This window comes from Streptomyces sp. NPDC014861 (assembly GCF_043081625.1).
In the GTDB taxonomy this organism is placed as follows: Bacteria; Actinomycetota; Actinomycetes; order Streptomycetales; family Streptomycetaceae; genus Streptomyces.
Genome location: NZ_JBIBWV010000001.1, coordinates 286,911 through 307,798 on the forward strand (window position 1 = coordinate 286,911; position 20,888 = coordinate 307,798).

The window sequence follows — 20,888 nt, forward strand, 5'->3', positions numbered from 1 at the left end:
ACTGCCGATCCAATCCATCCCATTTCGGACACGCCGCCGCGCGCGGAGCACGCGCCCTCCGGGATGTCCCGGGGGCGCCGTGCGGGGCGGTGTGGATCAGACCGGTACAGCTTACGTTGTACGAGGGATGTCGCCATTCGGGGGGCAGGTCAGCGGGGGCGCGCTCCGGAGACGACCATGGCGAGGGTGGTCTCGACCACGTCGGCGCGGCGCTGGGCCGAGAGCCGGCGCAGCGGGCCTTCGAGGAGCAGCAGCGAGAGGCCGTGCACGGCCGACCACGCGGCGGCGCCGGCTGCGGACCTGCGGCCGCCGGTCCGGTCGAGGGCTTCGAGAGCCTCGCGGAGCAGGGTGAAGGCGCGGGCCTCGGGCTCCGGGGGGACCGGCGGGAGGGCGGGGCGCTCCTCCGCGGTGGGGCGGACGGTGCCGAAGGCCGCGCGGTAGAGGCCGGGGTGCTCGACGGCGAAGCCGACGTAGCCGCGGCAGAGGGCGGCGAGCCGGCGCTCCGCGGCGAGGGCGGGGTCGTCGGCGCCGGGCTCGCGGGCGGCGGCCCGCTCCATGGCCTCGGCGAGGCGGGCCCGGGCGTGGGCGCGGACGGTACGGAGCAGCTCGCCGCGTCCGTCGAAGTGGCGGTAGGCGGCGGTGGGCGAGACGCCGACGCGGCGGGCCGCCTCGCGCAGGACGACCCGCTCGGGGCCGCCCTCGGCGGCGAGGCCGACGGCGGCGCAGACCAGGGCGTTGCGCAGGTCGCCGTGGTGGTAGTTCTTTCCGCCCGAGATCCCTGCCATGGGCTCATCCTGCCCGATGTTGACCGCATGAACATTCCGCTCCGGGGTCCCGGCGGCGAAAACCGGAACGCTCCCCACCGGGCGGTGGGGAGCGTTCGGCGCGCGGGGCGGCGCGGGCGTCAGCGGGCGGTCTCGCGCTCGTACGCCTTGAGCACCTCGTCGGTCGGGCCGTCCATGAGGAGCTGGCCCTTCTCCAGCCAGAGCACCCGGTCGCAGGTGTCCCGGATGGACTTGTTGCTGTGGCTCACCAGGAAGACCGTGCCGGCCTCCTTGCGCAGCTCGCGGATGCGCGCCTCGGAGCGGATCTGGAACTTGCGGTCGCCGGTGGCGAGCGCCTCGTCGATGAGGAGCACGTCGTGGTTCTTGGCGGCCGCGATGGCGAAGCGGAGCCGGGCGCCCATGCCGGAGGAGTAGGTCCGCATCGGCAGGGAGATGAAGTCGCCCTTGTCGTTGATCCCGGAGAAGTCGACGATGTCCTGATACCGCGTGTGGATCTCCTCGCGGCTCATGCCCATGGCGAGGCCGCCGAGGATGACGTTGCGCTCGCCGGTCAGGTCGTTCATCAGGGCCGCGTTGACGCCGAGCAGCGAGGGCTGGCCGTCGGTGTAGACCCGGCCGCTCTCGGTGGGGAGCAGGCCGGCGATGGCGCGCAGCAGGGTCGACTTGCCGGAGCCGTTGGTGCCGATGAGGCCGATGGCCTCGCCCCGGTAGGCGGTGAAGGTGACGCCGCGGACCGCGTGCACCTTGCGGACGCCCCGGGTGACCTCGGCCTTGTCCCGGCCGACGATCCGGCTGAGGGCCGCGGTGGCGCTGCCCTTGCCGCCGCCGCCGGTGTTGACGCGGTAGACGATGTGGACGTCGTCGCAGATGACGGTGGGCGTCTTGTCGCCCGGGATGGTCTCAGCCACGGCCGTACCTCTCCTCGGCCTTCCAGAAGTAGACGAAGCCGCCGATCCCGAAGAGCAGCGCCCAGCCGAGGCCGGTGGCCCAGACGTGGTCGGGCAGGTTCTCGGAGCCGTAGCCGTCGATGAGGGCGAAGCGGATCAGGTCCATGTAGACCGCCGCCGGGTTGTACATGAGGATGTCCGCGATCCACTGCGGCTTGCCCTCGAGCATGATCGGGATCGAGAACATGACGCCGGAGGCGTACAGCCAGGTCCGCATGACGAAGGGCATCAGCTGGGCGAGGTCGGGCGTCTTGGCGCCGGCCCGGGCCATGATCAGGGCGAGGCCCACGTTGAAGACGAACTGGAGCACGAGCGCCGGGATCACGAGCAGCCAGCTCGCCGACGGGTAGCTGCCGGAGACCATGACGATCGCGACGAGCACGATCATCGAGAAGAGCAGCTGCTGGAGCTGCTGGATCGAGAAGCTGATGGGGAGGCTGGCGCGGGGGAAGTGCAGGGCCCGCACCAGTCCGAGGTTGCCGGAGATCGCCCGTACGCCGGCCATCACGGAGCTCTGCGTGAAGGTGAACACGAAGATGCCCGTGACCAGGAAGGGGATGTAGACGTCCTTCTCCATGCCCTTGCCGGCGCCCAGGATCAGGCCGAAGATCAGGTAGTAGATCAGGGCGTTGAGCAGCGGCGTCGCCACCTGCCAGACCTGGCCCAGCTTGGCCTGGCTGTACTGGGCGGTGAGCTTGGCCGAGGAGAAGGCCATGATGAAGTGGCGATGGCTCCACAGCTGCCGGACGTACTCGAACAGTCCGGGCCTGGCGCCGCTGACCGCGAGGCCGTACTTCGCGGCGAGGTCGCCCGGGGTGAGGCCCGCGTCGACGGGGGCCGGAGGCGCGCTGGTCGCGACCGCCCCGCCCTGGTGAATGTCACTCACAGTCGAAACTTTCGTGTTCACGGTGTGCGGCACGTGGGGTGCCACGATGTCAGCTGACCGGTGGGCGGCCCCCGGCACCGGGTCCGCCGCCACACCGTACGCCATCCGGGGGGCCCGCCGGGACGCCGGGCGATCTTCCCGGCGGGCGGCGGGCCGGGGGGCCTTACTTCAGTCTGCTGGACGCCAGCACCGACACGAGGTGCAGGACGGTCTGGAGCAGGGCGATGCCGGCGAGGACGGCGACGCCGAGGCGGGAGAAGAAGAGGTCTCCGCGCATCTGGTCGGCGACGGCCAGGACCAGGATCAGCAGGGACGCCTCGATCCCGAGGATCAGCCGGTGGAACTTCAGGGCGGCGGCGGCCCGGCGGGCCAGCGCCACGCCGGAGGAGCGGGGCTCGGAGGCCGCCTCCTTGACCGGGGCCATGCCGTTCTGGTGGCGGGCGACGCCCACCAGGTCAGTCTCGGCCTTGATCAGGATGGCGCCGAGCGCGGCCAGGGTGCCGAGGAAGGCCCACAGCCAGTCGATCCGGCCCTCGCCCCACAGGTCGGCGGCGCGCAGGCCGAAGCCGACCAGCACCGCCGCGTCGCACAGGTAGGCGCCGACCCGGTCCAGGTAGACGCCGGCCAGCGAGTACTGCTTCTTCCAGCGGGCCAGCTCGCCGTCGACGCAGTCGAGCAGCAGGTACAGCTGCACCGCGACGACGCCGAGCACCGCGCCCCACACGCCCGGCACCAGGAGGGCCGGGGCGGCGAGGACGCCCGCCAGGGTCATCAGGTACGTCAGCTGGTTCGGGGTCACCCGGGTGTTCGCCAGCTGCCGGGTGATCCGCAGCGAGATCTCCCGCATGTAGAGGCGGCCGCCCCAGTGCTCGCCGCTCCGCCGGTCCTTCACACCCGGGGGGTGGACGACCGGGCGGAGCTCAGCTACCGATGGCTTTGGCATAGTCGGCGTACGCGTCCCTGATCTCGTCGGCGGACAGGTCGAGGTGTTCCAGGATGGTGAACCGGCCCGGCCGGGTCTGCGGGGCGAACTCCACCGCCCGCACGAACTCGTCGACCGTGAAACCCATCTCCTCCGGCAGCACGGGCAGGCCGTGCCGGCGCAGGGTCTCCACGATGACGCCGGACTCCTCGCGGGCACCGCGCAGGTGCATCGCGAAGGCAGCCCCCAGGCCGCACTGCTCGCCGTGGCTTGCCGCGCGGGTCGGGAAGAGCAGGTCGAAGGCGTGGCTGATCTCGTGGCAGGCGCCCGAGGAGGGGCGGCTGTCACCGCTGATCGACATGGCGATGCCGGACATCACCAGGCCCTCGGAGAGGGTCACCAGGAAGTCGTCGTCGCCGACGCCGCCGGGGTGGCGCAGGACCGCCTCGCCCGCGCTGCGGGCCATGGCGGCCGCCAGGCCGTCGATCTTCTCGCCGGTCTCGCGGTGGGACAGCTCCCAGTCCGCGAGGGCGGAGATGTTGGAGATGGCGTCGCCGATGCCGGAGCGGATGAAGCGGATCGGGGCGTCCCGGATCACGTCGAGGTCGATGACGAGCGCGATCGGGGTCGGGACGCCGTACGAGCCGCGCCCGTTGTCGTTGTCCAGGGTGGAGATCGGCGAGCAGATGCCGTCGTGCGAGAGATTGGTCGCTATGGCGACCAGCGGCAGCCCGACCCGGGCCGCCGCGTACTTCGTCACGTCGATGATCTTGCCGCCGCCGAGGGCGACCACGGCGTCGTACCGCTTGCCGCGCATGGCGTCGGCGAGCTTGACGGCCTCGTCGATGGTGCCGCCGGAGACCGTGTACCAGTCGGCACCGGGCAGCTCGGGCGCGAACTGGTCGCGGAGCTTGAGCCCGGAGCCGCCGCTGATGGCGACGGCGATCTTGCCGTTGCTGGAGATCCGCTGGTCCGCGAGGAGCGCGGACAGGTCGTCCAGCGCTCCCCTGCGGATGTCGACGACGACCGGCGACGGGATCAGTCGGGTCAGTACCGGCACGCGATCTCCCGGCCCTTCGCGAGGTCGTCGTGGTTGTCGATCTCGACCCAGGAGACCTCGCCGATGGGCTCGACGTCGACGGTGAAGCCGCGGTTGACGAGCTCCTGGTAGCCGTCCTCGTAGTAGAGGTCGGGGTCGCGCTCGAAGGTGGCCTTCAGGGCGTCGGCCAGCTCCTCGGCGGCCTCGGCCTCGATGAGGGTGACGCCGATGTACTCGCCGGTCGCGTCGGCCGGGTCCATCAGCTTCGTGATCTTCTGGACGCCCTTGCCCTCGGCGGTGACGACCTTCATCTCCTCGTCGGCGAGCCGCTTCACCGTGTCGAGGGCGAGGATGATCTTCTGGCCCTTGCCGCGCGCGGCCAGCAGGGTCTTCTCGACGGAGACCGGGTGGACGGTGTCGCCGTTGGCGAGGATCACACCGCGCTTCAGGACCTCACGCGCGCACCACAGGGAGTAGGCGTTGTTCCACTCCTCGGCCTTGTCGTTGTCGATCAGGGTGAGGGAGAGGCCGTACTGCGCCTCCAGGGCCTCCTTGCGCGCGTAGACGGCCTCCTTGCGGTAGCCGACGACGATCGCGACCTCGGTGAGGCCGATCTCGGCGAAGTTCTTCAGCGTGAGGTCGAGGATGGTGGTGTCACCGTCGACCGGCACGAGGGCCTTCGGGAGGGTGTCGGTGTAGGGGCGCAGTCGCCGTCCGGCACCGGCTGCCAGTACGAGGCCGATCATGCTGTTTCTCCTTCGTCGTGAACGGCGGGTGCTCCTGAGGAGACCCAGAAGCGGATGGACTCCACGAGCACCACGAGGGCGAGCGCGCCCGCCAGGGCGGTCAGCGCCAGGGTGAAGTCGTCGCCGCGGCTCGCGAGGAGCGCGGCGAGGACGGTCACCAGGAGCGTGCGCCCCTCGTGTCCGCCGGTGAGCCGCACCAGCCAGGCGGGCGGCGCGCCGGTGCCGCCGCGAATGCGGTACACCGTGTCGTAGTGATGGTAGGCGACCGCCGCGACCAGGCCGAATGCGGCGGGCACGGCCTGCGGGACGTCCGACCGGGCGGCGAGCAGCAGGATCGTGCCGTACTCGGCGGCGCGGAAGAGCGGCGGGAGGAGCCAGTCGAAGCGGCCCTTCAGGGGGGCGGCGACGAGCGCTCCGGAGACGACGACGTAGCCGACGGCGGCGATCACGACCAGGCGGTCGTCGGACGGCCACCGCCAGGCCGCGTACAGCAGCCCGGCCACGATCGCGGCGCCGAGGGGGATCCTCAGGCCCGCGCCCCTGGGGCTCGTCCCGAGGATCCGGGCCACGCCGCGGGCCAGCGGCCCGGTGTCGGTGAGCTCGTACAGGGCGCGGGTGGCGCGCTCGCCGCGCGGGGTCCGGTTCCGGAGGGAGCGCAGGACGCGGCCGGCGGTGGTGTAGGAGGCGGCGAACGCGCAGCCGATGATCAGCGCCCAGAAGACGATCCGGGGGGAGGTCACGGCGGTGAGGACGGCGATCATCGCCCAGCGCTCGCCGATCGGCAGGATGATCATGCGGCGGGCCCAGACGGTCCAGCCCACGCCGTCGAGGCGGCTGGAGAGGGCGAGGCCCGTCCTGGCCATGGTGCCCGCGGCCGCCTCGTCGGGCGTGTTCGCCTCGTTGAACGCGAAGTCGACGACGTGCCGGCAGGCCATGAGGATCATCGCGGCCAGCGCGAGCGTCCACACGTCGTCGCCGCCGCGGGCCGCGCCGAGAGCGAGACCGGCGTAGAAGGCGTACTCCTTGGCCCGGTCGAAGGTGGCGTCGAGCCAGGCGCCCATCGTCGAGTACTTCAGCGCGTACCGGGCGAGCTGCCCGTCGGTGCAGTCCAGGACGAAGGAGACCAGCAGCAGGACGCCGGCGGCGACGTAGCCGCCGCGCTCCCCGGTGGCCGCGCAGCCGGCCGCGATCAGGGCGGTGAGCAGCGAGGCGGTGGTGACCTGGTTGGGGGTGAGGCCGCGGCGGGCGCACCAGCGGGCGATGTACCGCGAGTAGGGGCTGATGAAGAAGGTGGTGAAGAAGCCGTCGTGGGCCTTCACGGCGGAGCGGAGGCGGACGGCCTCGTCGTCGACGGCGTCGACGGCGGCGCGGGCCTCGTGGCGGGCCGCGGCGTCGGAGGGGACGGTGGCGACGAGCGTGCCGAGCGCGGGCCGGTGCACGGCGACGCCGCCGGCGTCGAGGGCGTCGGCGACGGCCTCGGTGAGGTCCCGGTCGGGCTCGGCGGCGGCCGGGGCGGTGAGCGCGGGGGCCGCGGTCAGCGCGCGGACGAGCGCCGGGCGGGCCTCGGGCTGCGCGGAGAGCGCGCCGGGCACGGCGGCGGCCGGGAAGCGGGGGTCGGTCAGCGCGAGGCGCAGGGCGTGCGGGTGGCCGACGAAGCGGGAGTCGACGAGGGCGACGCGCTCGCCCGCGGGGACGGCGGCCAGGAGGGTGCGGACCTCCTCGGCTCCGGCGGCCCGGCGGACGTCGAAGCCGAGCGACCGCAGATCACCGTCGAGCGAGGATCCGGGTGCCGGCGGGCCGGTGAGGATGGCGGTCGACAGACGAACTCACTCCTTGGAACGGGCAGTGGGCCGGCGGGGTCCTGAACGGCCCCGGGCGCGACGGTGCGCCCCGGCACCGGACGGCGGCACGTCGGCTGAGGCTATCGGATGGACGGAGCGTGAGTTCACCGAGGCTTCGCACGCCGGACTCCCCCCGGCCCGCCCCTCGCCGCCGGGGTGCGCGGGGCTCCGCGTGATCATCATCGGGGATCACCGGGCCGCCCTCCAAACCGGTGCCGGAGGGCTCCCGGACGGCATTCCGGCAGGTGATCGTACTGATGCCGGTCGATATGACATCACCGCAGGTCAGAGCAATGACAACGGTGTTCAGTACCGTGTTGCGCATACCCCCCACCCGTAGTTCACTGGCGACTTGGGGCACCGACGGAACTGGACTTGGGAGGCCATGTCATGGGGGCTGGACACGACCACGGGCACAGCCACGGGGGGACGCCGCCGACCGGCACCGCGGGCGCCGCGTACCGCAACCGGTTGCGGATCGCGCTCGGGATCACGCTCTCCGTGATGGTGGTCGAGATCATCGGCGGCGTCGTCGCCGACTCGCTCGCGCTGATCGCCGACGCGGCCCACATGGCGACCGACGCGATCGGCCTCGCCATGGCGCTGCTCGCGATCCACTTCGCCAACCGGCCGCCTTCCGGGAACCGCACCTTCGGCTTCGCCCGCGCGGAGATCCTCGCGGCCCTCGCCAACTGCCTGCTGCTGCTCGGCGTCGGCGGATACGTGCTCTACGAGGCGGTCCAGCGGTTCATGGAGCCGGCCGAGACCAAGGGCGGGCTCGCCATCGCCTTCGCCACGGTCGGCCTGGTGGCCAACGTCATCTCGCTGTCGCTGCTCATGCGGGGCCAGAAGGAGAGCCTGAACGTCCGGGGCGCCTATCTGGAGGTGCTGGCCGACGCGCTCGGCTCGGTGACGGTGATCGTCTCCGCCACGATCATCCTGGCGACCGGCTGGCAGTACGCCGACCCGATCGCCTCCCTCGTCATCGGCCTGATGATCGTGCCGCGCACGGTGAAGCTGCTGCGGGAGACGCTGGACGTGCTCCTGGAGGCGGCCCCCAAGGGGGTCGACATGGCGGAGGTGCGGGCGCACATCCTGGCCCTGCCGGGCGTCGAGGACGTGCACGACCTGCACGCCTGGACCATCACCTCCGGCATGCCGGTCCTCTCCGCGCACGTCGTGGTGGACGCGGCGGCGCTGGACGCGGGCGGCCACGAGAAGATGCTCCACCAGCTCCAGGGCTGCCTCGGCGACCACTTCGACGTGGAGCACTGCACCTTCCAGCTGGAGCCGGCCGGGCACGCCGAGCACGAGGCCAAGCTCTGCCTGTGACTGCTAGGCTCGTCGTACGAACACGTGCGTGAGAGGAGCTGAGGTTGATGACCGTCGCGATGGAGGCCGCCTTCCGCGGCCGCACCCGGTCCAGCTTCAGCTCCCGGGTCTCCGGCTGACCTGATCCCGGTTCTTCCACCGGTTCGTCACGTCGTCGGCCGGGACCCTTTCACACCGAGGGTTTCCACGTTGTCCGACAACGACATCCAGAACACTTCCGCGTCTCGCGACGCCTTCTTCGCCCTGCACCACGGTCTTCCGCGGCAGGGCCCGGGCTCCGACGCCACCACCCGTCGTCTCCTCGCGCTCGCGGGGAGGCTGCCGGAGCGTCCGCGCGTGCTCGACCTGGGCTGCGGCCCCGGCCGCTCCGCGCTGCTCCTGGCCGCGGAGGCCGGCGCCGAGGTGACCGCCGTCGACACCCACGAGCCGTTCCTCGACGAGCTGCGCGCGGCCGCCGCCGAGCGCGGTCTCACCGGATCGGTGCGCCCGGTCCTGGGGGACATGGGCGCGCTGCCCCACCCCGACGGCTCCTTCGACCTCGTCTGGGCCGAGAGCTCGGTCTTCGCGATCGGCTTCGACCGGGCGCTCGCCGAGTGGCGCCGCCTGCTCGCGCCGGGAGGGACGCTGGTCCTCACCGAGTGCGTGTGGACCACCGGCTCCCCGGCCCCGGAGGCGCGCGCCTTCTGGGACGCGCACTATCCGCTGCGTACGACCGCGGAGCTCGGCGCGGTCGCGGTCGGGGCCGGCTACCACGTTGTGTCCGCCTTCACCCAGCCCGAAGGCGACTGGGACGAGTACTACGTCCCGCTCGCCGCGCACGCCGACGCCGCCGACACCTCGGTGCCCGGCACGGCCGAAGCGGTGGCGGGCGCCCGTGCCGAGATCGCCATGCGGCGCGAGCACGGCGGCGACTACGGCTACGCGGGCTTCGTGCTCCGCCCGGCCGATCCCCGCTGGCCCACCCGCCCCGAGCGGGAGGCCGACCACGCGGCCGTACGGGAGCTGACCGCCGCGGCCTTCGGCTCGTCCGCCGAGGCGGAGCTGGTCGACGCCCTGCGGGCCGACCCGGACGCCTGGCTGCCGGGTCTCTCGGTGGTCGCCGAGGCCCCGGACGGCTCGGTCGCCGCGCACGCGCTGATCACCCGCTGCCGGGTGGACGGGGCGCCGGCGGCGGCGCTCGCTCCGGTGTCGGTGGCCCCGGAGCACCAGCGCACCGGCGCCGGGCAGGCCGTCACCCGCGCGGTGCTCGACGCGGCGCGGCTCGCGGGCGAGCGGGTCGTGCTGGTGCTGGGCCATCCGGAGTACTACCCCCGGTTCGGGTTCGTACGTGCGTCCGCGTATGAGATCAAGCCAGGTTTCGAGGTTCCGGACGAAGCGATGATGGCGCTCGTCCTGGACGGTTCCGTTCCGGTCCCGTCGGGCACGATCGCCTATCCGGCGGCTTTCGGCGTCTGACCTGCCCCGACGGGCCCGCCGCTCCCCCGCGCCGGCGTACTCCGGTGCGGTGGGAGCGGCGGGCTCCGGCCGCCGAAGTGCCGACAAGCCGGTTTTGTGCGGCAGACTGGGGTGGCCCCCACGGGCCGAGGACCGAAGCGAAGGATGGGTATGCCGACCACACAGGGCACCGCGGCCGCGATCGCGCCGGGGCTTGCGTCGAAGCTCTCGTCGAACGGCACGGAGCCGTCCGCCACCCCGGAACCGATCATGCTGGAACTGGTCGACGAGGCCGGGAACACCATCGGTACGGCGGAGAAGCTCGCCGCCCACCAGGCCCCCGGGCAGCTGCACCGCGCCTTCTCGGTCTTCCTCTTCGACGAGGAGGGCCGCCTGCTGCTCCAGCGCAGGGCGCTCGGCAAGTACCACTCCCCCGGCGTCTGGTCGAACACCTGCTGCGGCCACCCCTACCCGGGTGAGGCCCCCTTCGCGGCGGCCGCCCGGCGCACCTTCGAGGAGCTGGGCGTCTCCCCCACCCTGATGGGCGAGGCCGGCACCGTCCGCTACAACCACCCGGACCCGGCCTCGGGCCTGGTGGAGCAGGAGTTCAACCACCTCTTCGTCGGCCTGGTGCAGGCCACGCCGGAGCCGGACCCGGAGGAGATCGGCGAGTACGCCTTCGTCACCTCGGCCGAGCTGGCCGAGCGGCACGCGGCCGCGCCGTTCTCCGCCTGGTTCATGACGGTGCTCGACGCGGCCCGCCCGGCGATCAGGGAGCTGACGGGTCCTGCCGGGGGCTGGTGACCCGGCCGTCGGCCGTCCCCGGCCCCGGTGCCATCGGGGCCAGGGGCAGCGCCGCCCAGATGATCTTGCCGCCGCCCGCGGTGTGCTCGACGTCGCAGGCGCCGCCGGCCTCCAGGGCGATCTCCTTCACCAGGAGCAGCCCCCGGCCGCCGGTCTGCCCGTAGTCCGCCTCCAGGGCCTTGGGCCGGTAGGGGTGGTTGTCCTCGACGGACACCCGCACCCACTCCGGCCCGATGGCCACCTCGACCGCTATCTCCGGGGAGAGCAGCGCCGCGTGCCGCACGGCGTTGGTCACCAGCTCGGACACGATCAGCAGCAGCCCGTGCCGGATGTCCTCGTGGAGCGGAACTCCCTGGCGGGCCAGCAGATCGCGTACCGCGTGCCGGGCCTGGGGGACGGAGACGTCGACCGCGGGAGCGGTGAAGCGCCAGACTCCTTCGTAGGACGGGGGCCGGGCGGGGACACCTCCGCGGGCATCCATGGTCCGGTTCCCACCCTCGTGCTCGATTCTCGCCACACCGCGAGTCTTGGCAATCCGGAGGGGTCTCCCGACGTACTGACCACAAGTCGACACTTATCGGCCGGCTTCTGATCGATGGCGTATGTCGACGTCAGTTGTTCGACTGATCCTGCGCGTTTTCCGTGGGGGTCACCGGGGGTCGGTCCGTGGCCGGTTCCTGCTTCACCTCCGGGTCGGACCCCGGCTCCCGCGTCGACCCGGGCTGCGGGGTGACCAGACCGACGATCCGCCGCCCGCCCACGCCGATGGCGACCAGCCCGAGGCCGTCGAAGAGCAGCGCCAGCGAGAAGAAGACGCCGATCACGTAACGGCTGCTGTCCGGCCAGTCGAAGAGCACCAGCAGCCCGAGCAGCAGACCGAAGGCGCCCTGGAACAGGGTCCAGCCGAACTGCGGACCGCGCACCACCAGACTGCCCACCAGCCGGAAGACCCCGCCGGTGAGGAAGAGCAGGGCCGCGAACATGGTCAGCGCCTCGGCCGTGCCCTCCGGGTGACGGAGGACCACGCAACCGGCCGCGAGGTTCACCGCCGCCACGACCACCACCAGCCAGAAGGAGCTGGTGCCCCTCGACTGGTACGCCTGGAGCAGCCCCACCAGGCCGCCGACGAGCAGCAGCCATCCGAAGAGCCACATGGACGTCAGGGTGGCGAACCCGGTGTAGACCAGCCCGACGACGCCGCAGATCACGAGGATCGTGCCGAGCGCGGCGAGCCAGCCGAAGCTCCGTCCGAGCCGCTTCCCCTCGCGGGCCATCTCCTGCACGGGATCGTGGCCGTCGTCCCGGGTCTTCCTGGCCATCGTGCCTCCTCACGGCTGCCTGACGACCCCTTCCTGATCGTACGTTCGGCACCGGTGGATAGCATCCGGCCCATGGAGACCGTGGAGCCCCGGCTCGTCGACACCGTCACGGACGGGGTCGCGACCCTCGTCATCACCAACCCGGCCAAGCGCAACGCGATGACGGCCGCGATGTGGCGGTCGCTGCCCGGCATCCTCGACCGGCTCGCCGGCGACCCGGCCGTCCGGGTGCTGGTGCTGACCGGCGCGGGCGACACCTTCTGCGCCGGTGCCGACATCTCGACGCTCCGCGAACCGGGCGACGAGCAGCAGGCGCTCGCGGTCCGCGCCGAGGAGGCGCTCGCCGCCTTCCCCAGGCCGACCCTCGCCGCCGTCCGCGGCTACTGCGTCGGCGGCGGCAGTCAGCTGGCCGGCGCCTGCGACCTGCGGTTCGCGGCCGAGGGCGCCCTCTTCGGGATCACCCCGGCCAAGCTGGGCATCGTCTACCCGTCCTCCTCCACCCGGCGGCTCACCGCCCTGGTGGGCCCGGCCACCGCCAAGTACCTGCTCTTCTCCGGCGAGCTGATCGACACCGAGCGGGCCCTGCGGACCGGCTTCGTCGACGAGGCGCACCCGGCGGAGGGGCTCGCGAAGCGGGTCGAGGAGTTCTGCCGGATCCTCGTCTCGCGCTCGCTGCTCACCCAGGCGGCGGCGAAGGAGTTCGCCGACGGGCGCCTCGACCGGGACGCCCACTGGTCCGCGCAGGCCCGCGGCAGCGGCGACACCGCGGAGGGTGTCGCCGCCTTCCTGGAGCGCCGGGCGCCCCGCTTCACCTACGGACTCTGAGGCTCAGCCCTGGGGCAGATCCTCGGTCGCCACGCCCCGCCAGCGCTCCACGAGCTCGGCGGGCGCCTTGAGCGGAGAGCCCGCGTCGTACGGGGGCTGCGGGTCGTACTCGGTGAGCAGCTGGACCGTCATGGCGGCCTCGTCGCCGGCGATCCGGCCGAACAGGTGCAGGCCCATGTCGATGCCGGAGGAGACGCCGGCGGCGGTCACGTACTTGCCGTCGAGGACGACCCGCTCGCCGGTGGGCTCGACGCCCAGCGCCCGCAGCTCCTCGTAGGCCAGCCAGTGGGTGGTGGCACGGCGGCCGGTGAGCAGTCCGGCGGCGGCGAGCAGGAGCGAGCCGGTGCACACCGAGGTGGTCCAGGTGCTGGTGGCGTCGGCCGTACGGAGCCACTCCTGGATCTCCGGGTCCTGAGCGGCCTGCCGGGTCTCGGGGCCGCCGGGGACGAGGACGATGTCCGGGTGCGGGACGTCGGCGAGGGTCTTGTCGGCGGAGAGGGCGAGGCTGCCCTGGTCGTTGCGGACCGGGCCGGTCTCCTTGGCGACGAAGACGGTCTCCGCCTCGGGGAGACGGGAGAGGATCTCGTACGGTCCGACGGCGTCGAGCGCGGTGAAGCCCTCGAAGAGCAGGACGGCGATCTGCATGGGTGGGGTCCCTTTCGGCTGGCGGGTCAGGTGGCGTGCGCGGTGCCCGGTGCGACGAGCGGTGCGTGGAAGCGGCGGCGGTAGTCGGCCGGGGCGGTGCCGAGCGCCTTGACGAAGGCGCGGCGCATCGCCTCGGGGGTGCCGTAGCCGGCGGCGCGGGAGACCTCCTCGACCCCGCGGGTGGTCTCCTCCAGGAGCCTGCGGGCGTGTTCGAGGCGGATCCGGTCGACGTAGCGGCCCGGGGTGACCCCGGTCTCGGCGTGGAAGGCGCGGGCGAAGTGACGGGGCGAGAGCCGGGCGAGGGCGGCGAGCCGGTCGACGGACAGGTCGCCGTCCGGATGCTCGGCGATCCACGTCTGGACGTCGCGCAGCGGTTCGCGGAGCGCGGTCTGGGCGGCGAGGTGGGCGCTGAACTGGGCCTGGTTGCCGGGGCGGCGGAGGAAGACCACGAGGAGGCGGGCGATGGTCAGGGCCGCCTCCCGGCCCAGGTCCTCCTCGACGAGGGCGAGGGCCAGGTCGATGCCGGCGGTGACCCCTGCGGAGGTGGCGATCCGGCCGTCCCGGACGAAGATCGGCTCCGGGTCGACGTCGACCTCCGGATGGCTGCGGGCCAGGTGCTCGCAGGCCATCCAGTGGGTGGTGGCCCGGTGTCCGTCGAGGAGCCCCGCCTCGGCGAGCCGGAGCGCCCCGGTGCAGACCGAGACCAGCCGCTCGGCGCGCGGGCCGTGCACACGGAGCCAGTCGACGAGGGGCTGGTCGGCGACCCTGGTGCCCTCGCCGCCGGGGACGACGAGGGTGTGCGGCGGACCGTCGGCGACGGCCTCGTCGAGGCTGCTGTCCGGGAGAACCCGCAGGCCGCTGCTGGTGCGCACCGATCCGCCGTCGAGGGAGGCGGTACGGATCGGGTACGGCTCCTCCTCGGCGCCCGCGGCCCAGCCGGCGGCGTGGAAGACCTCCACCGGGCCGGTGACGTCGAGGCTCTGCACGTCGTCGAAGAGGACGACGAGGACGGGGCGCTGGGTCATGGCACCATCCTTCGGGCCCGCGGGGTGTGGCCGCAAGGACGCTCACCCCACCTTTCCTGCCATCCTGCGCGATGCGGTGGCCGGGGGGCGTTCCCTCCGTACCAAGCAGTCGGTTAGGTTCGGTGTCATGACGACTTCGCTGCCGCCGCGGGCCGGGCGCCGCTGCCACAACGCCCTGAACCCGCTCCACTCGACGCTGTACTTCTCCCCCGACCTCGACCGGGAGTTCGGCGCGCTCGGCCTCACCGACACCGCCGCCGTGCGGCTCGCCGCCCGCAGCGCCCCGCTCGGCGCCGTCGGCTCCGGCACGGTCGCCGCGACCTTCTACAACTACAAGGCGGAGCTCCTCGCCCGGCACCTGCCGGGCGTCTGGGAGACCGCGTCCCCCGCCGCCGTCCTCGACGCCCGACTGCGGACCGTCGACGCCACCCTGCGCCGGCTGCTCGGCGAGGAGGCCGTCGCCTCCCCCGAGATGGCCGAGGCCGCCGGACTCGCCCTGCGGGCCGCGGAGGCGTGCACCCGGCACGGCCGCCCGCTCTACTCCGCCAACGCCGACCTGCCGGTGCCCGAGGAGCCGCACCTCGCCTACTGGCACGCGGCGACCCTGCTCCGCGAGCACCGGGGCGACGGCCACCTGGCCGCCCTGCTCTCCGCCGGCCTCGACCCGGTCGAGGCGCTCGCCTCGCACACCGCCACCGGCAAGGGCATGGCACCGCGCTGGGTCCTCGGCACCCGGGGCTGGCGCCGCGCCGACTGGGAGGCCGCCCGGGAACGGCTGCGCGAGCGCGGGCTCCTCGACGCCGACGGCGAGCTGACGGAGGCCGGCGGCCGGCTGCGCGAGGAGCTGGAGGAGACGACGGACCGCCTGGACGCCGCCCCCTACGAGCACCTCGGCGCGGCCGGCGTGGAGCGGCTCACCGAGCTGGGCCGCGGCTTCCTGATCGCCGCCGCGGGCGCGGGCGCCTTCCCCGCCGACCTCGTCGGCAAGGGCTGAGCCGAGGGCCCGCGGCCCCCCGGCGCGCGCCGGGAGCGGGTCGGTTGCCGCGTACGGGTGACCGACCCGGCAGAATGCCAGGTGCAAGCAGTAGGCACGAGAAGGCGAGTCGGGACACCGTGACGACGTCCATCGAAGCAAGGATCGCCGAGGAGCTCGGCGTACGCGAGCGACAGGTGAGGGCGGCGGTCGAGCTGCTCGACGGCGGCTCCACCGTGCCGTTCATCGCGCGCTACCGCAAGGAAGCGACCGAGATGCTCGACGACGCGCAGCTGCGCACCCTGGAGGAGCGGCTGCGCTACCTCCGGGAGCTGGAGGACCGGCGGACCGCCGTGCTCGACTCCGTGCGCGAGCAGGGCAAGCTCACCGAGGAGCTGGAGGCCAGGATCCTGGCCGCCGACACCAAGGCGCGCCTGGAGGACATCTACCTGCCGTTCAAGCCGAAGCGGCGCACCAAGGCGCAGATCGCCCGCGAGGCCGGTCTCGCGCCGCTCGCGGAGGGGCTGCTGTCCGACCCCTCCGTGGAGCCGGCCGCCGCCGCGGCCGCCTTCGTGGACGCGGACAAGGGCGTGGCGGATCCCGCGGCGGCCCTGGAGGGCGCGCGGGCGATCCTCACCGAGAAGTTCTCCGAGGACGCCGACCTCATCGGCGAGCTGCGCGAGCGGATGTGGGGCCGGGGCCGGCTCGCGGCGAAGGTCCGCGAGGGCAAGGAGCAGGACGGCGCGAAGTTCGCCGACTACTTCGACTTCGCCGAGCCGTTCACGGCGCTGCCCTCCCACCGGGTCCTCGCGATGCTGCGCGGCGAGAAGGAGGACGTGCTCAGCCTCGACCTGGAGCCGGAGGAGGCCGTGGACGGGCCGTCGTCCTACGAGCCGATCGTGGCGCACCGCTTCGGCATCGCCGACCGCGGGCGCCCGGGCGACAAGTGGCTCCAGGACACGGTCCGCTGGGCCTGGCGGACCCGGATCCTGGTGCACCTCGGGATCGACCTGCGGCTGCGGCTGCGGACGGCCGCCGAGGACGAGGCCGTCCGGGTCTTCGCGGCGAACCTGCGCGATCTGCTGCTGGCCGCTCCGGCGGGCACCCGGGCGACGCTGGGCCTCGACCCCGGCTACCGCACCGGGGTGAAGGTGGCGGTGGTCGACGCGACCGGCAAGGTCGTGGCCACCGACACGATCCACCCCCACGTACCGGCCAACCGGTGGGACGAGTCGCTGGCGCGGCTCGCGCGGCTCGCGAAGGAGCACGCGGTCGAGCTGGTCGCCATCGGCAACGGCACCGCCTCCCGCGAGACCGACAAGCTCGCCGCCGACCTCCTCGCGAAGCACCCCGAGTTGAAGCTGACCAAGGTGATGGTCTCGGAGGCGGGCGCCTCCGTGTACTCGGCCTCCGCCTTCGCCTCCCAGGAACTCCCGGAACTGGACGTGTCGCTGCGCGGCGCGGTGTCGATCGCCCGACGCCTCCAGGATCCGCTGGCCGAGCTGGTGAAGATCGACCCGAAGTCGATCGGCGTCGGCCAGTACCAGCACGACCTCGCCGAGACGAAGCTCTCGCGCTCGCTCGACGCGGTCGTCGAGGACTGCGTGAACGGCGTCGGCGTGGACGTCAACACCGCCTCCGCGCCGCTGCTCTCGCGGGTCTCCGGCATCAGCGGCGGCCTCGCGGAGAACATCGTGGCGCACCGCGACGCCAATGGCCCCTTCCGCTCCCGCAGGGCGCTCAAGGACGTGGCCAGGCTCGGCCCGAAGGCGTACGAGCAGTGCGCGGGCTTCCTGCGTATCCGGGGCGGCGACGACCCGCTGGACGCCTCCTCGGTTCACCCGGAGGCGTACCCGGTGGTGCGGCGGATGGCGAAGACCACCGGGGGCGAGGTCGCCGCGCTGATCGGCGACACCGGCACGCTGCGGTCGCTGCGGCCGGCCGACTTCGTCGACGACTCCTTCGGCCTGCCGACCGTCACCGACATCCTGCGCGAGCTGGAGAAGCCGGGCCGCGACCCCCGCCCCGCCTTCAGGACGGCCACCTTCAAGGACGGCGTCGAGAAGATCGGCGACCTGCTGTCGGGGATGGTCCTGGAGGGCGTGGTGACGAACGTGGCGGCGTTCGGCGCGTTCGTGGACGTCGGTGTGCACCAGGACGGTCTGGTGCACGTCTCGGCCATGTCGAAGACCTTCGTCAAGGACCCCCGCGACGTGGTGAAGCCGGGTGACGTGGTGAAGGTGAAGGTCCTCGACGTCGACATCCCGCGCAAGCGGATCTCCCTGACGCTGCGCCTCGACGACGAGGCGACGGCGGACGACGGGACGGCCGGCGCCCCGGCCGGACAGCGCCGCGACCGGGGCGGCCGCCCGCCCCAGCAGCGCCAGGGCGGCCAGGGCGGCCAGGGCCGCGACCGGGGCCAGGGTCAGGGCCGTGGCCAGGGTCAGGGTCAGGGCCAGGGTCGCGCTCAGGGGCAGGGTCAGGGTCAGGGCCGTGGCCAGAACCAGGGTCGCGGCCAGGCCGCCGCGCCCGCGAACAGCGCGATGGCCGACGCCCTCCGCAAGGCGGGACTGCTCGGAGAGGGCGGCGGCAAGCGCCGCTGACGTCTCGCCCGGCCGCCCCCGGCCCCGCCTTCCCGGCGGGACCGGGGGCGCCGCGCGTACGGCCCGGTGCCGGGCGGCCGTCGCCCCACGGCGGCCGGGCTGAAGCGCTCGGGTCGACGGGCCCGGGGGGCCCCGAGGTCGGCCAAGCAAGAGGCCGGCTGAGCGGCGGTCCGGCGGCCCAGCGACCCAGCAAGCCGGCTGACCGTCGGCCTGCCGCCCGACGGCCGGCAGATCCGGCCGCCAGGCGGCCCGAAAACCCGGGGGCCCGGCGCTCCTGCGGTCCGGCAGACCGGCGGTCCGGCAGAGCGGCCGGTCCGGCGGAGCGAGAACCCGGGGGCTACGGCAGGAAGCGGAGTGCCCAGTCGGCGCGGTTGGCGACCGTGAGGTCGTCGTCCCCGGTCAGGGGGCGCAGGACGCGCTCGGCGGTCTTCGGGTCGGCCTGGACCAGGTCGACGATCTCGGTGGCCAGGCCGTCCTGGTCGTCGCCGAGGTCGGCGGCCGAGGCCCGGACGAGGACCGGGAGGGTGGTCGGGCCGCCGAGGGCGGCGAGGACGCCGCCGAGGAGTTCGCGGGCGTAGCCGTTGCGCTCGGCGACGGCCCGGTCCAGCTCGGACTCCAGGCGCGGCAGCAGCGCCCGGTCGCCTCCGGCCGCGATCTCGTCGGCGAGGTCGATCGTGGCGTCGACGTCCGCGTCGAGGTCGTCCAGCATCGCGAGGAGCCGGGTCACGCTGTCGTCGGTCATGGTGCCTCCGTAGATGCGCCGCCCGCGAGGACCGGCACGGTCGTGGCGCCGTCGGTCCGGGCGGCCACGGCCGTGTCCTCGGGACAGCCGTACTCGTACAGTTCACGGCCCGCGCCGCAGCCGTGCAAGGCGGCGGCCGGGTCGTCCGTCGCCGCCCGCGGCGTGGCCGCCGCGGTCGCCGCCGGAGTCGGGGGGAGCCCCGGCGCCGGGGCGCGCGGGGCGTCGGGGACCGCGCCGGCCCCGAGGTGGTCCTCCGGGGCGGGGCGGAGCGGGCCGCCCGCCCACCGCTCGCCGGGGGCGAGGACGGCGAGGGGGCGCGCCGTGGCGCGCCCCCGGCCGGAGGCGACGCCCATCAGAGCTCGGTGACCTTGCCCGCGGCGACCTCGACGCGCCGGTTCACGCGGACCGCGTCGAGCATCCGGCGGTCGTGCGTCACCAGGAGGAGGGTGCCGTCGTAGGAGTCGAGGGCGGACTCCAGCTGCTCGATGGCGGGCAGGTCGAGGTGGTTCGTGGGCTCGTCGAGGACGAGGAGGTTGACGCCCCTGCCCTGGAGGAGGGCGAGCGCGGCGCGGGTCCGTTCGCCCGGGGAGAGGGTGGTGGCGGGGCGCAGCACGTGGTCGGCCTTGAGGCCGAACTTGGCGAGCAGGGTGCGGACCTCGGCCGGTTCGGTCTCCGGGACGGCGGCGCAGAAGGCGTCGAGGAGGGTCTCGGTGCCGTGGAAGAGCCTGCGGGCCTGGTCGACCTCGCCGACGACGACGCCGGGGCCGAGGACGGCGTGGCCGGAGTCGAGCGGGAGACGGCCGAGGAGGGCGGCGAGGAGGGTGGACTTGCCGGCGCCGTTGGCTCCGGTGACGGCGACCCGGTCGGCCCAGTCGATCTGGAGGGAGACCGGTCCGAAGGAGAAGTCGCCGCGGCGGACCCCGGCGTCGCGGAGGGTGGCGACGACGGCGCCGGAGCGGGGCGCGGAGGCGATCTCCATGCGCAGCTCCCATTCCTTGCGGGGCTCGTCGACGACCTCCAGGCGCTCGATCATGCGCTGGGTCTGGCGGGCCTTGGCGGCCTGCTTCTCGCTGGACTCGCCGCGCAGCTTGCGCCCGATCTTGTCGTTGTCGCTCGCTTTGCGGCGGGCGTTGCGGACGCCCTTGTCCATCCAGTTGCGCTGCATGAGCGCGCGGCCCTCCAGGGCGGACTTCTTGTCGGCGTACTCCTCGTACTCCTCGCGGGCGTGCCGGCGGGCGGTGGCGCGCTCGTCCAGGTAGGCGTCGTAGCCGCCGCCGTAGAGGGTGATCTGCTGCTGGGCGAGGTCGAGTTCGAGGACCTTGGTGACGGTGCGGGTGAGGAACTCGCGGTCGTGGCTGACGACGACGGTGCCGGCCCGCAGGCCCTTCACGAAGGACTCCAGGCGCTCCAGGCCGTCCAGGTCGAGGTCGTTGGTCGGCTCGTCGAGGAGGAAGACGTCGTAGCGGGAGAGGAGGAGGGAGGCGAGGCCCGCGCGGGCGGCCTGGCCGCCGGAGAGGCCGGTCATCGGCTGGTCGAGGCCGACGGTGAGGCCGAGGGAGGCGGTGACCTCCTCGGCGCGCTCGTCGAGGTCGGCGCCGCCGAGGTCCAGCCAGCGCTCCAGGGTGGTGGCGTAGGCGTCGTCGGCGCCGGGGGTGCCGTCGACGAGACCCTGGGTGGCCTCGTCCATCGCGGTCTGGGCGGCGGCGACGCCGGTGCGGCGGGCCAGGAACTCCCGGACGGTCTCGCCCTCGCGCCGCTCGGGCTCCTGCGGCAGGTGGCCGACGGTCGCGGTGGGCGGCGAGAGCCTGACCTCGCCCTCCTCGGGGGTGTCGAGCCCGGCGAGCAGCCGCAGCAGGCTGGACTTGCCGGCGCCGTTGACGCCGACGAGGCCGATGACGTCGCCGGGGGCGACGACGAGGTCGAGCCCGGCGAAGAGGGTGCGTTCGCCGTGGCCGGCGGCGAGGTCCTTGGCGACGAGAGTGGCAGTCATCAGACCACGCATCCTACGTGGGTGCGGGGC

At 73.5% G+C, this 20,888-nt stretch carries 19 protein-coding genes; 6 read left to right on the forward strand and 13 right to left on the reverse strand.

Going from position 1 to position 20,888, the window contains the following annotated elements; translation table 11 throughout:
- Positions 1–149: 149 nt before the first annotated feature.
- The 7 genes from ACF1BN_RS01140 to ACF1BN_RS01170 all read right to left on the reverse strand — a co-directional run bounded on the left by ACF1BN_RS01140 (position 150) and on the right by ACF1BN_RS01170 (position 7,145).
- Positions 150–785 (reverse strand): TetR/AcrR family transcriptional regulator, encoded by a 636-nt coding sequence (locus tag ACF1BN_RS01140; protein ID WP_392329487.1) that lies wholly within the window; start codon positions 783–785, stop codon positions 150–152.
- A 119-nt stretch (positions 786–904) separates the two neighbouring features.
- Positions 905–1,693, reverse strand: a complete 789-nt coding sequence (locus ACF1BN_RS01145; protein ID WP_392329488.1) for an ABC transporter ATP-binding protein — start codon at positions 1,691–1,693, stop codon at positions 905–907.
- Complete coding sequence (locus ACF1BN_RS01150; protein ID WP_392329489.1) at positions 1,686–2,618, reverse strand: ABC transporter permease; 933 nt, start codon at positions 2,616–2,618, stop codon at positions 1,686–1,688. Before ACF1BN_RS01150 ends, ACF1BN_RS01145 begins: the two co-directional genes overlap by 8 nt.
- A 163-nt stretch (positions 2,619–2,781) precedes the next feature.
- A complete protein-coding gene (locus tag ACF1BN_RS01155; RefSeq protein ID WP_392329490.1) occupies positions 2,782–3,561 on the reverse strand; it encodes a CDP-alcohol phosphatidyltransferase family protein in 780 nt (259 codons plus the stop codon).
- Positions 3,539–4,600 (reverse strand): iron-containing alcohol dehydrogenase family protein, encoded by a 1,062-nt coding sequence (locus ACF1BN_RS01160; RefSeq protein WP_319013220.1) that lies wholly within the window; start codon positions 4,598–4,600, stop codon positions 3,539–3,541. Before ACF1BN_RS01160 ends, ACF1BN_RS01155 begins: the two co-directional genes overlap by 23 nt.
- The gene (locus ACF1BN_RS01165; protein WP_392329491.1) at positions 4,588–5,325 is read right to left on the reverse strand and encodes a sugar phosphate nucleotidyltransferase; all 738 of its coding nucleotides are present in this window, start codon (positions 5,323–5,325) and stop codon (positions 4,588–4,590) included. The genes ACF1BN_RS01160 and ACF1BN_RS01165 overlap by 13 nt, the downstream gene beginning before the upstream one ends.
- The gene (locus ACF1BN_RS01170; protein WP_392329964.1) at positions 5,322–7,145 is read right to left on the reverse strand and encodes a DUF5941 domain-containing protein; all 1,824 of its coding nucleotides are present in this window, start codon (positions 7,143–7,145) and stop codon (positions 5,322–5,324) included. Before ACF1BN_RS01170 ends, ACF1BN_RS01165 begins: the two co-directional genes overlap by 4 nt.
- A 411-nt stretch (positions 7,146–7,556) precedes the next feature.
- Between ACF1BN_RS01170 and ACF1BN_RS01175 the strand changes: the two genes are divergently transcribed.
- From ACF1BN_RS01175 to idi, 3 genes are all read left to right on the forward strand, one after another.
- Complete coding sequence (locus ACF1BN_RS01175) at positions 7,557–8,498, forward strand: cation diffusion facilitator family transporter (RefSeq protein WP_392329492.1); 942 nt, start codon at positions 7,557–7,559, stop codon at positions 8,496–8,498.
- Positions 8,499–8,687: 189 nt separating this feature from the next.
- The gene (locus ACF1BN_RS01180) at positions 8,688–9,953 is read left to right on the forward strand and encodes a GNAT family N-acetyltransferase (RefSeq protein WP_392329493.1); all 1,266 of its coding nucleotides are present in this window, start codon (positions 8,688–8,690) and stop codon (positions 9,951–9,953) included.
- 150 nt (positions 9,954–10,103) lie between these two features.
- Positions 10,104–10,736, forward strand: coding sequence for an isopentenyl-diphosphate Delta-isomerase (gene idi / locus ACF1BN_RS01185; RefSeq protein WP_392329494.1), 633 nt, complete (start codon positions 10,104–10,106; stop codon positions 10,734–10,736).
- Here the strand turns inward: idi and ACF1BN_RS01190 are convergent.
- On the reverse strand, positions 10,702–11,217 hold the full coding sequence (locus ACF1BN_RS01190) for an ATP-binding protein (RefSeq protein WP_392329495.1): 516 nt from the start codon (positions 11,215–11,217) through the stop codon (positions 10,702–10,704). The two genes, idi and ACF1BN_RS01190, sit on opposite strands and share 35 nt — an antisense overlap.
- Positions 11,218–11,347: 130 nt before the next feature.
- On the reverse strand, positions 11,348–12,055 hold the full coding sequence (locus tag ACF1BN_RS01195; protein WP_392329496.1) for an HdeD family acid-resistance protein: 708 nt from the start codon (positions 12,053–12,055) through the stop codon (positions 11,348–11,350).
- Positions 12,056–12,127: 72 nt separating this feature from the next.
- Between ACF1BN_RS01195 and ACF1BN_RS01200 the strand changes: the two genes are divergently transcribed.
- Positions 12,128–12,880 carry an enoyl-CoA hydratase/isomerase family protein gene (locus ACF1BN_RS01200; RefSeq protein WP_392329497.1) on the forward strand — a complete coding sequence of 251 codons (753 nt, stop codon included), beginning with the start codon at positions 12,128–12,130 and terminating at the stop codon, positions 12,878–12,880.
- Between the two features lie 3 nt (positions 12,881–12,883).
- Here the strand turns inward: ACF1BN_RS01200 and ACF1BN_RS01205 are convergent, their stop codons facing one another.
- Both ACF1BN_RS01205 and ACF1BN_RS01210 read right to left on the reverse strand, forming a co-directional pair.
- Positions 12,884–13,525, reverse strand: a complete 642-nt coding sequence (locus ACF1BN_RS01205; RefSeq protein ID WP_392329498.1) for a DJ-1/PfpI family protein — start codon at positions 13,523–13,525, stop codon at positions 12,884–12,886.
- 26 nt (positions 13,526–13,551) lie between these two features.
- Entirely contained in the window at positions 13,552–14,550 is a 999-nt protein-coding gene (locus ACF1BN_RS01210) for a GlxA family transcriptional regulator (protein ID WP_392329499.1), read from the reverse strand.
- A 127-nt stretch (positions 14,551–14,677) separates the two neighbouring features.
- Between ACF1BN_RS01210 and ACF1BN_RS01215 the strand changes: the two genes are divergently transcribed.
- Together ACF1BN_RS01215 and ACF1BN_RS01220 are read left to right on the forward strand one after the other, a co-directional pair.
- Positions 14,678–15,544, forward strand: coding sequence for a hypothetical protein (locus ACF1BN_RS01215; protein WP_392329500.1), 867 nt, complete (start codon positions 14,678–14,680; stop codon positions 15,542–15,544).
- A gap of 119 nt (positions 15,545–15,663) precedes the next feature.
- On the forward strand, positions 15,664–18,126 hold the full coding sequence (locus ACF1BN_RS01220; protein ID WP_392329501.1) for a Tex family protein: 2,463 nt from the start codon (positions 15,664–15,666) through the stop codon (positions 18,124–18,126).
- A gap of 337 nt (positions 18,127–18,463) precedes the next feature.
- Here the strand turns inward: ACF1BN_RS01220 and ACF1BN_RS01225 are convergent, their stop codons facing one another.
- Together ACF1BN_RS01225 and ACF1BN_RS01230 are read right to left on the reverse strand one after the other, a co-directional pair.
- Positions 18,464–18,868, reverse strand: coding sequence for a hypothetical protein (locus ACF1BN_RS01225; protein WP_392329502.1), 405 nt, complete (start codon positions 18,866–18,868; stop codon positions 18,464–18,466).
- 352 nt (positions 18,869–19,220) lie between these two features.
- Positions 19,221–20,858 (reverse strand): ABC-F family ATP-binding cassette domain-containing protein, encoded by a 1,638-nt coding sequence (locus ACF1BN_RS01230; RefSeq protein ID WP_392329503.1) that lies wholly within the window; start codon positions 20,856–20,858, stop codon positions 19,221–19,223.
- Positions 20,859–20,888 lie beyond the last annotated feature (30 nt).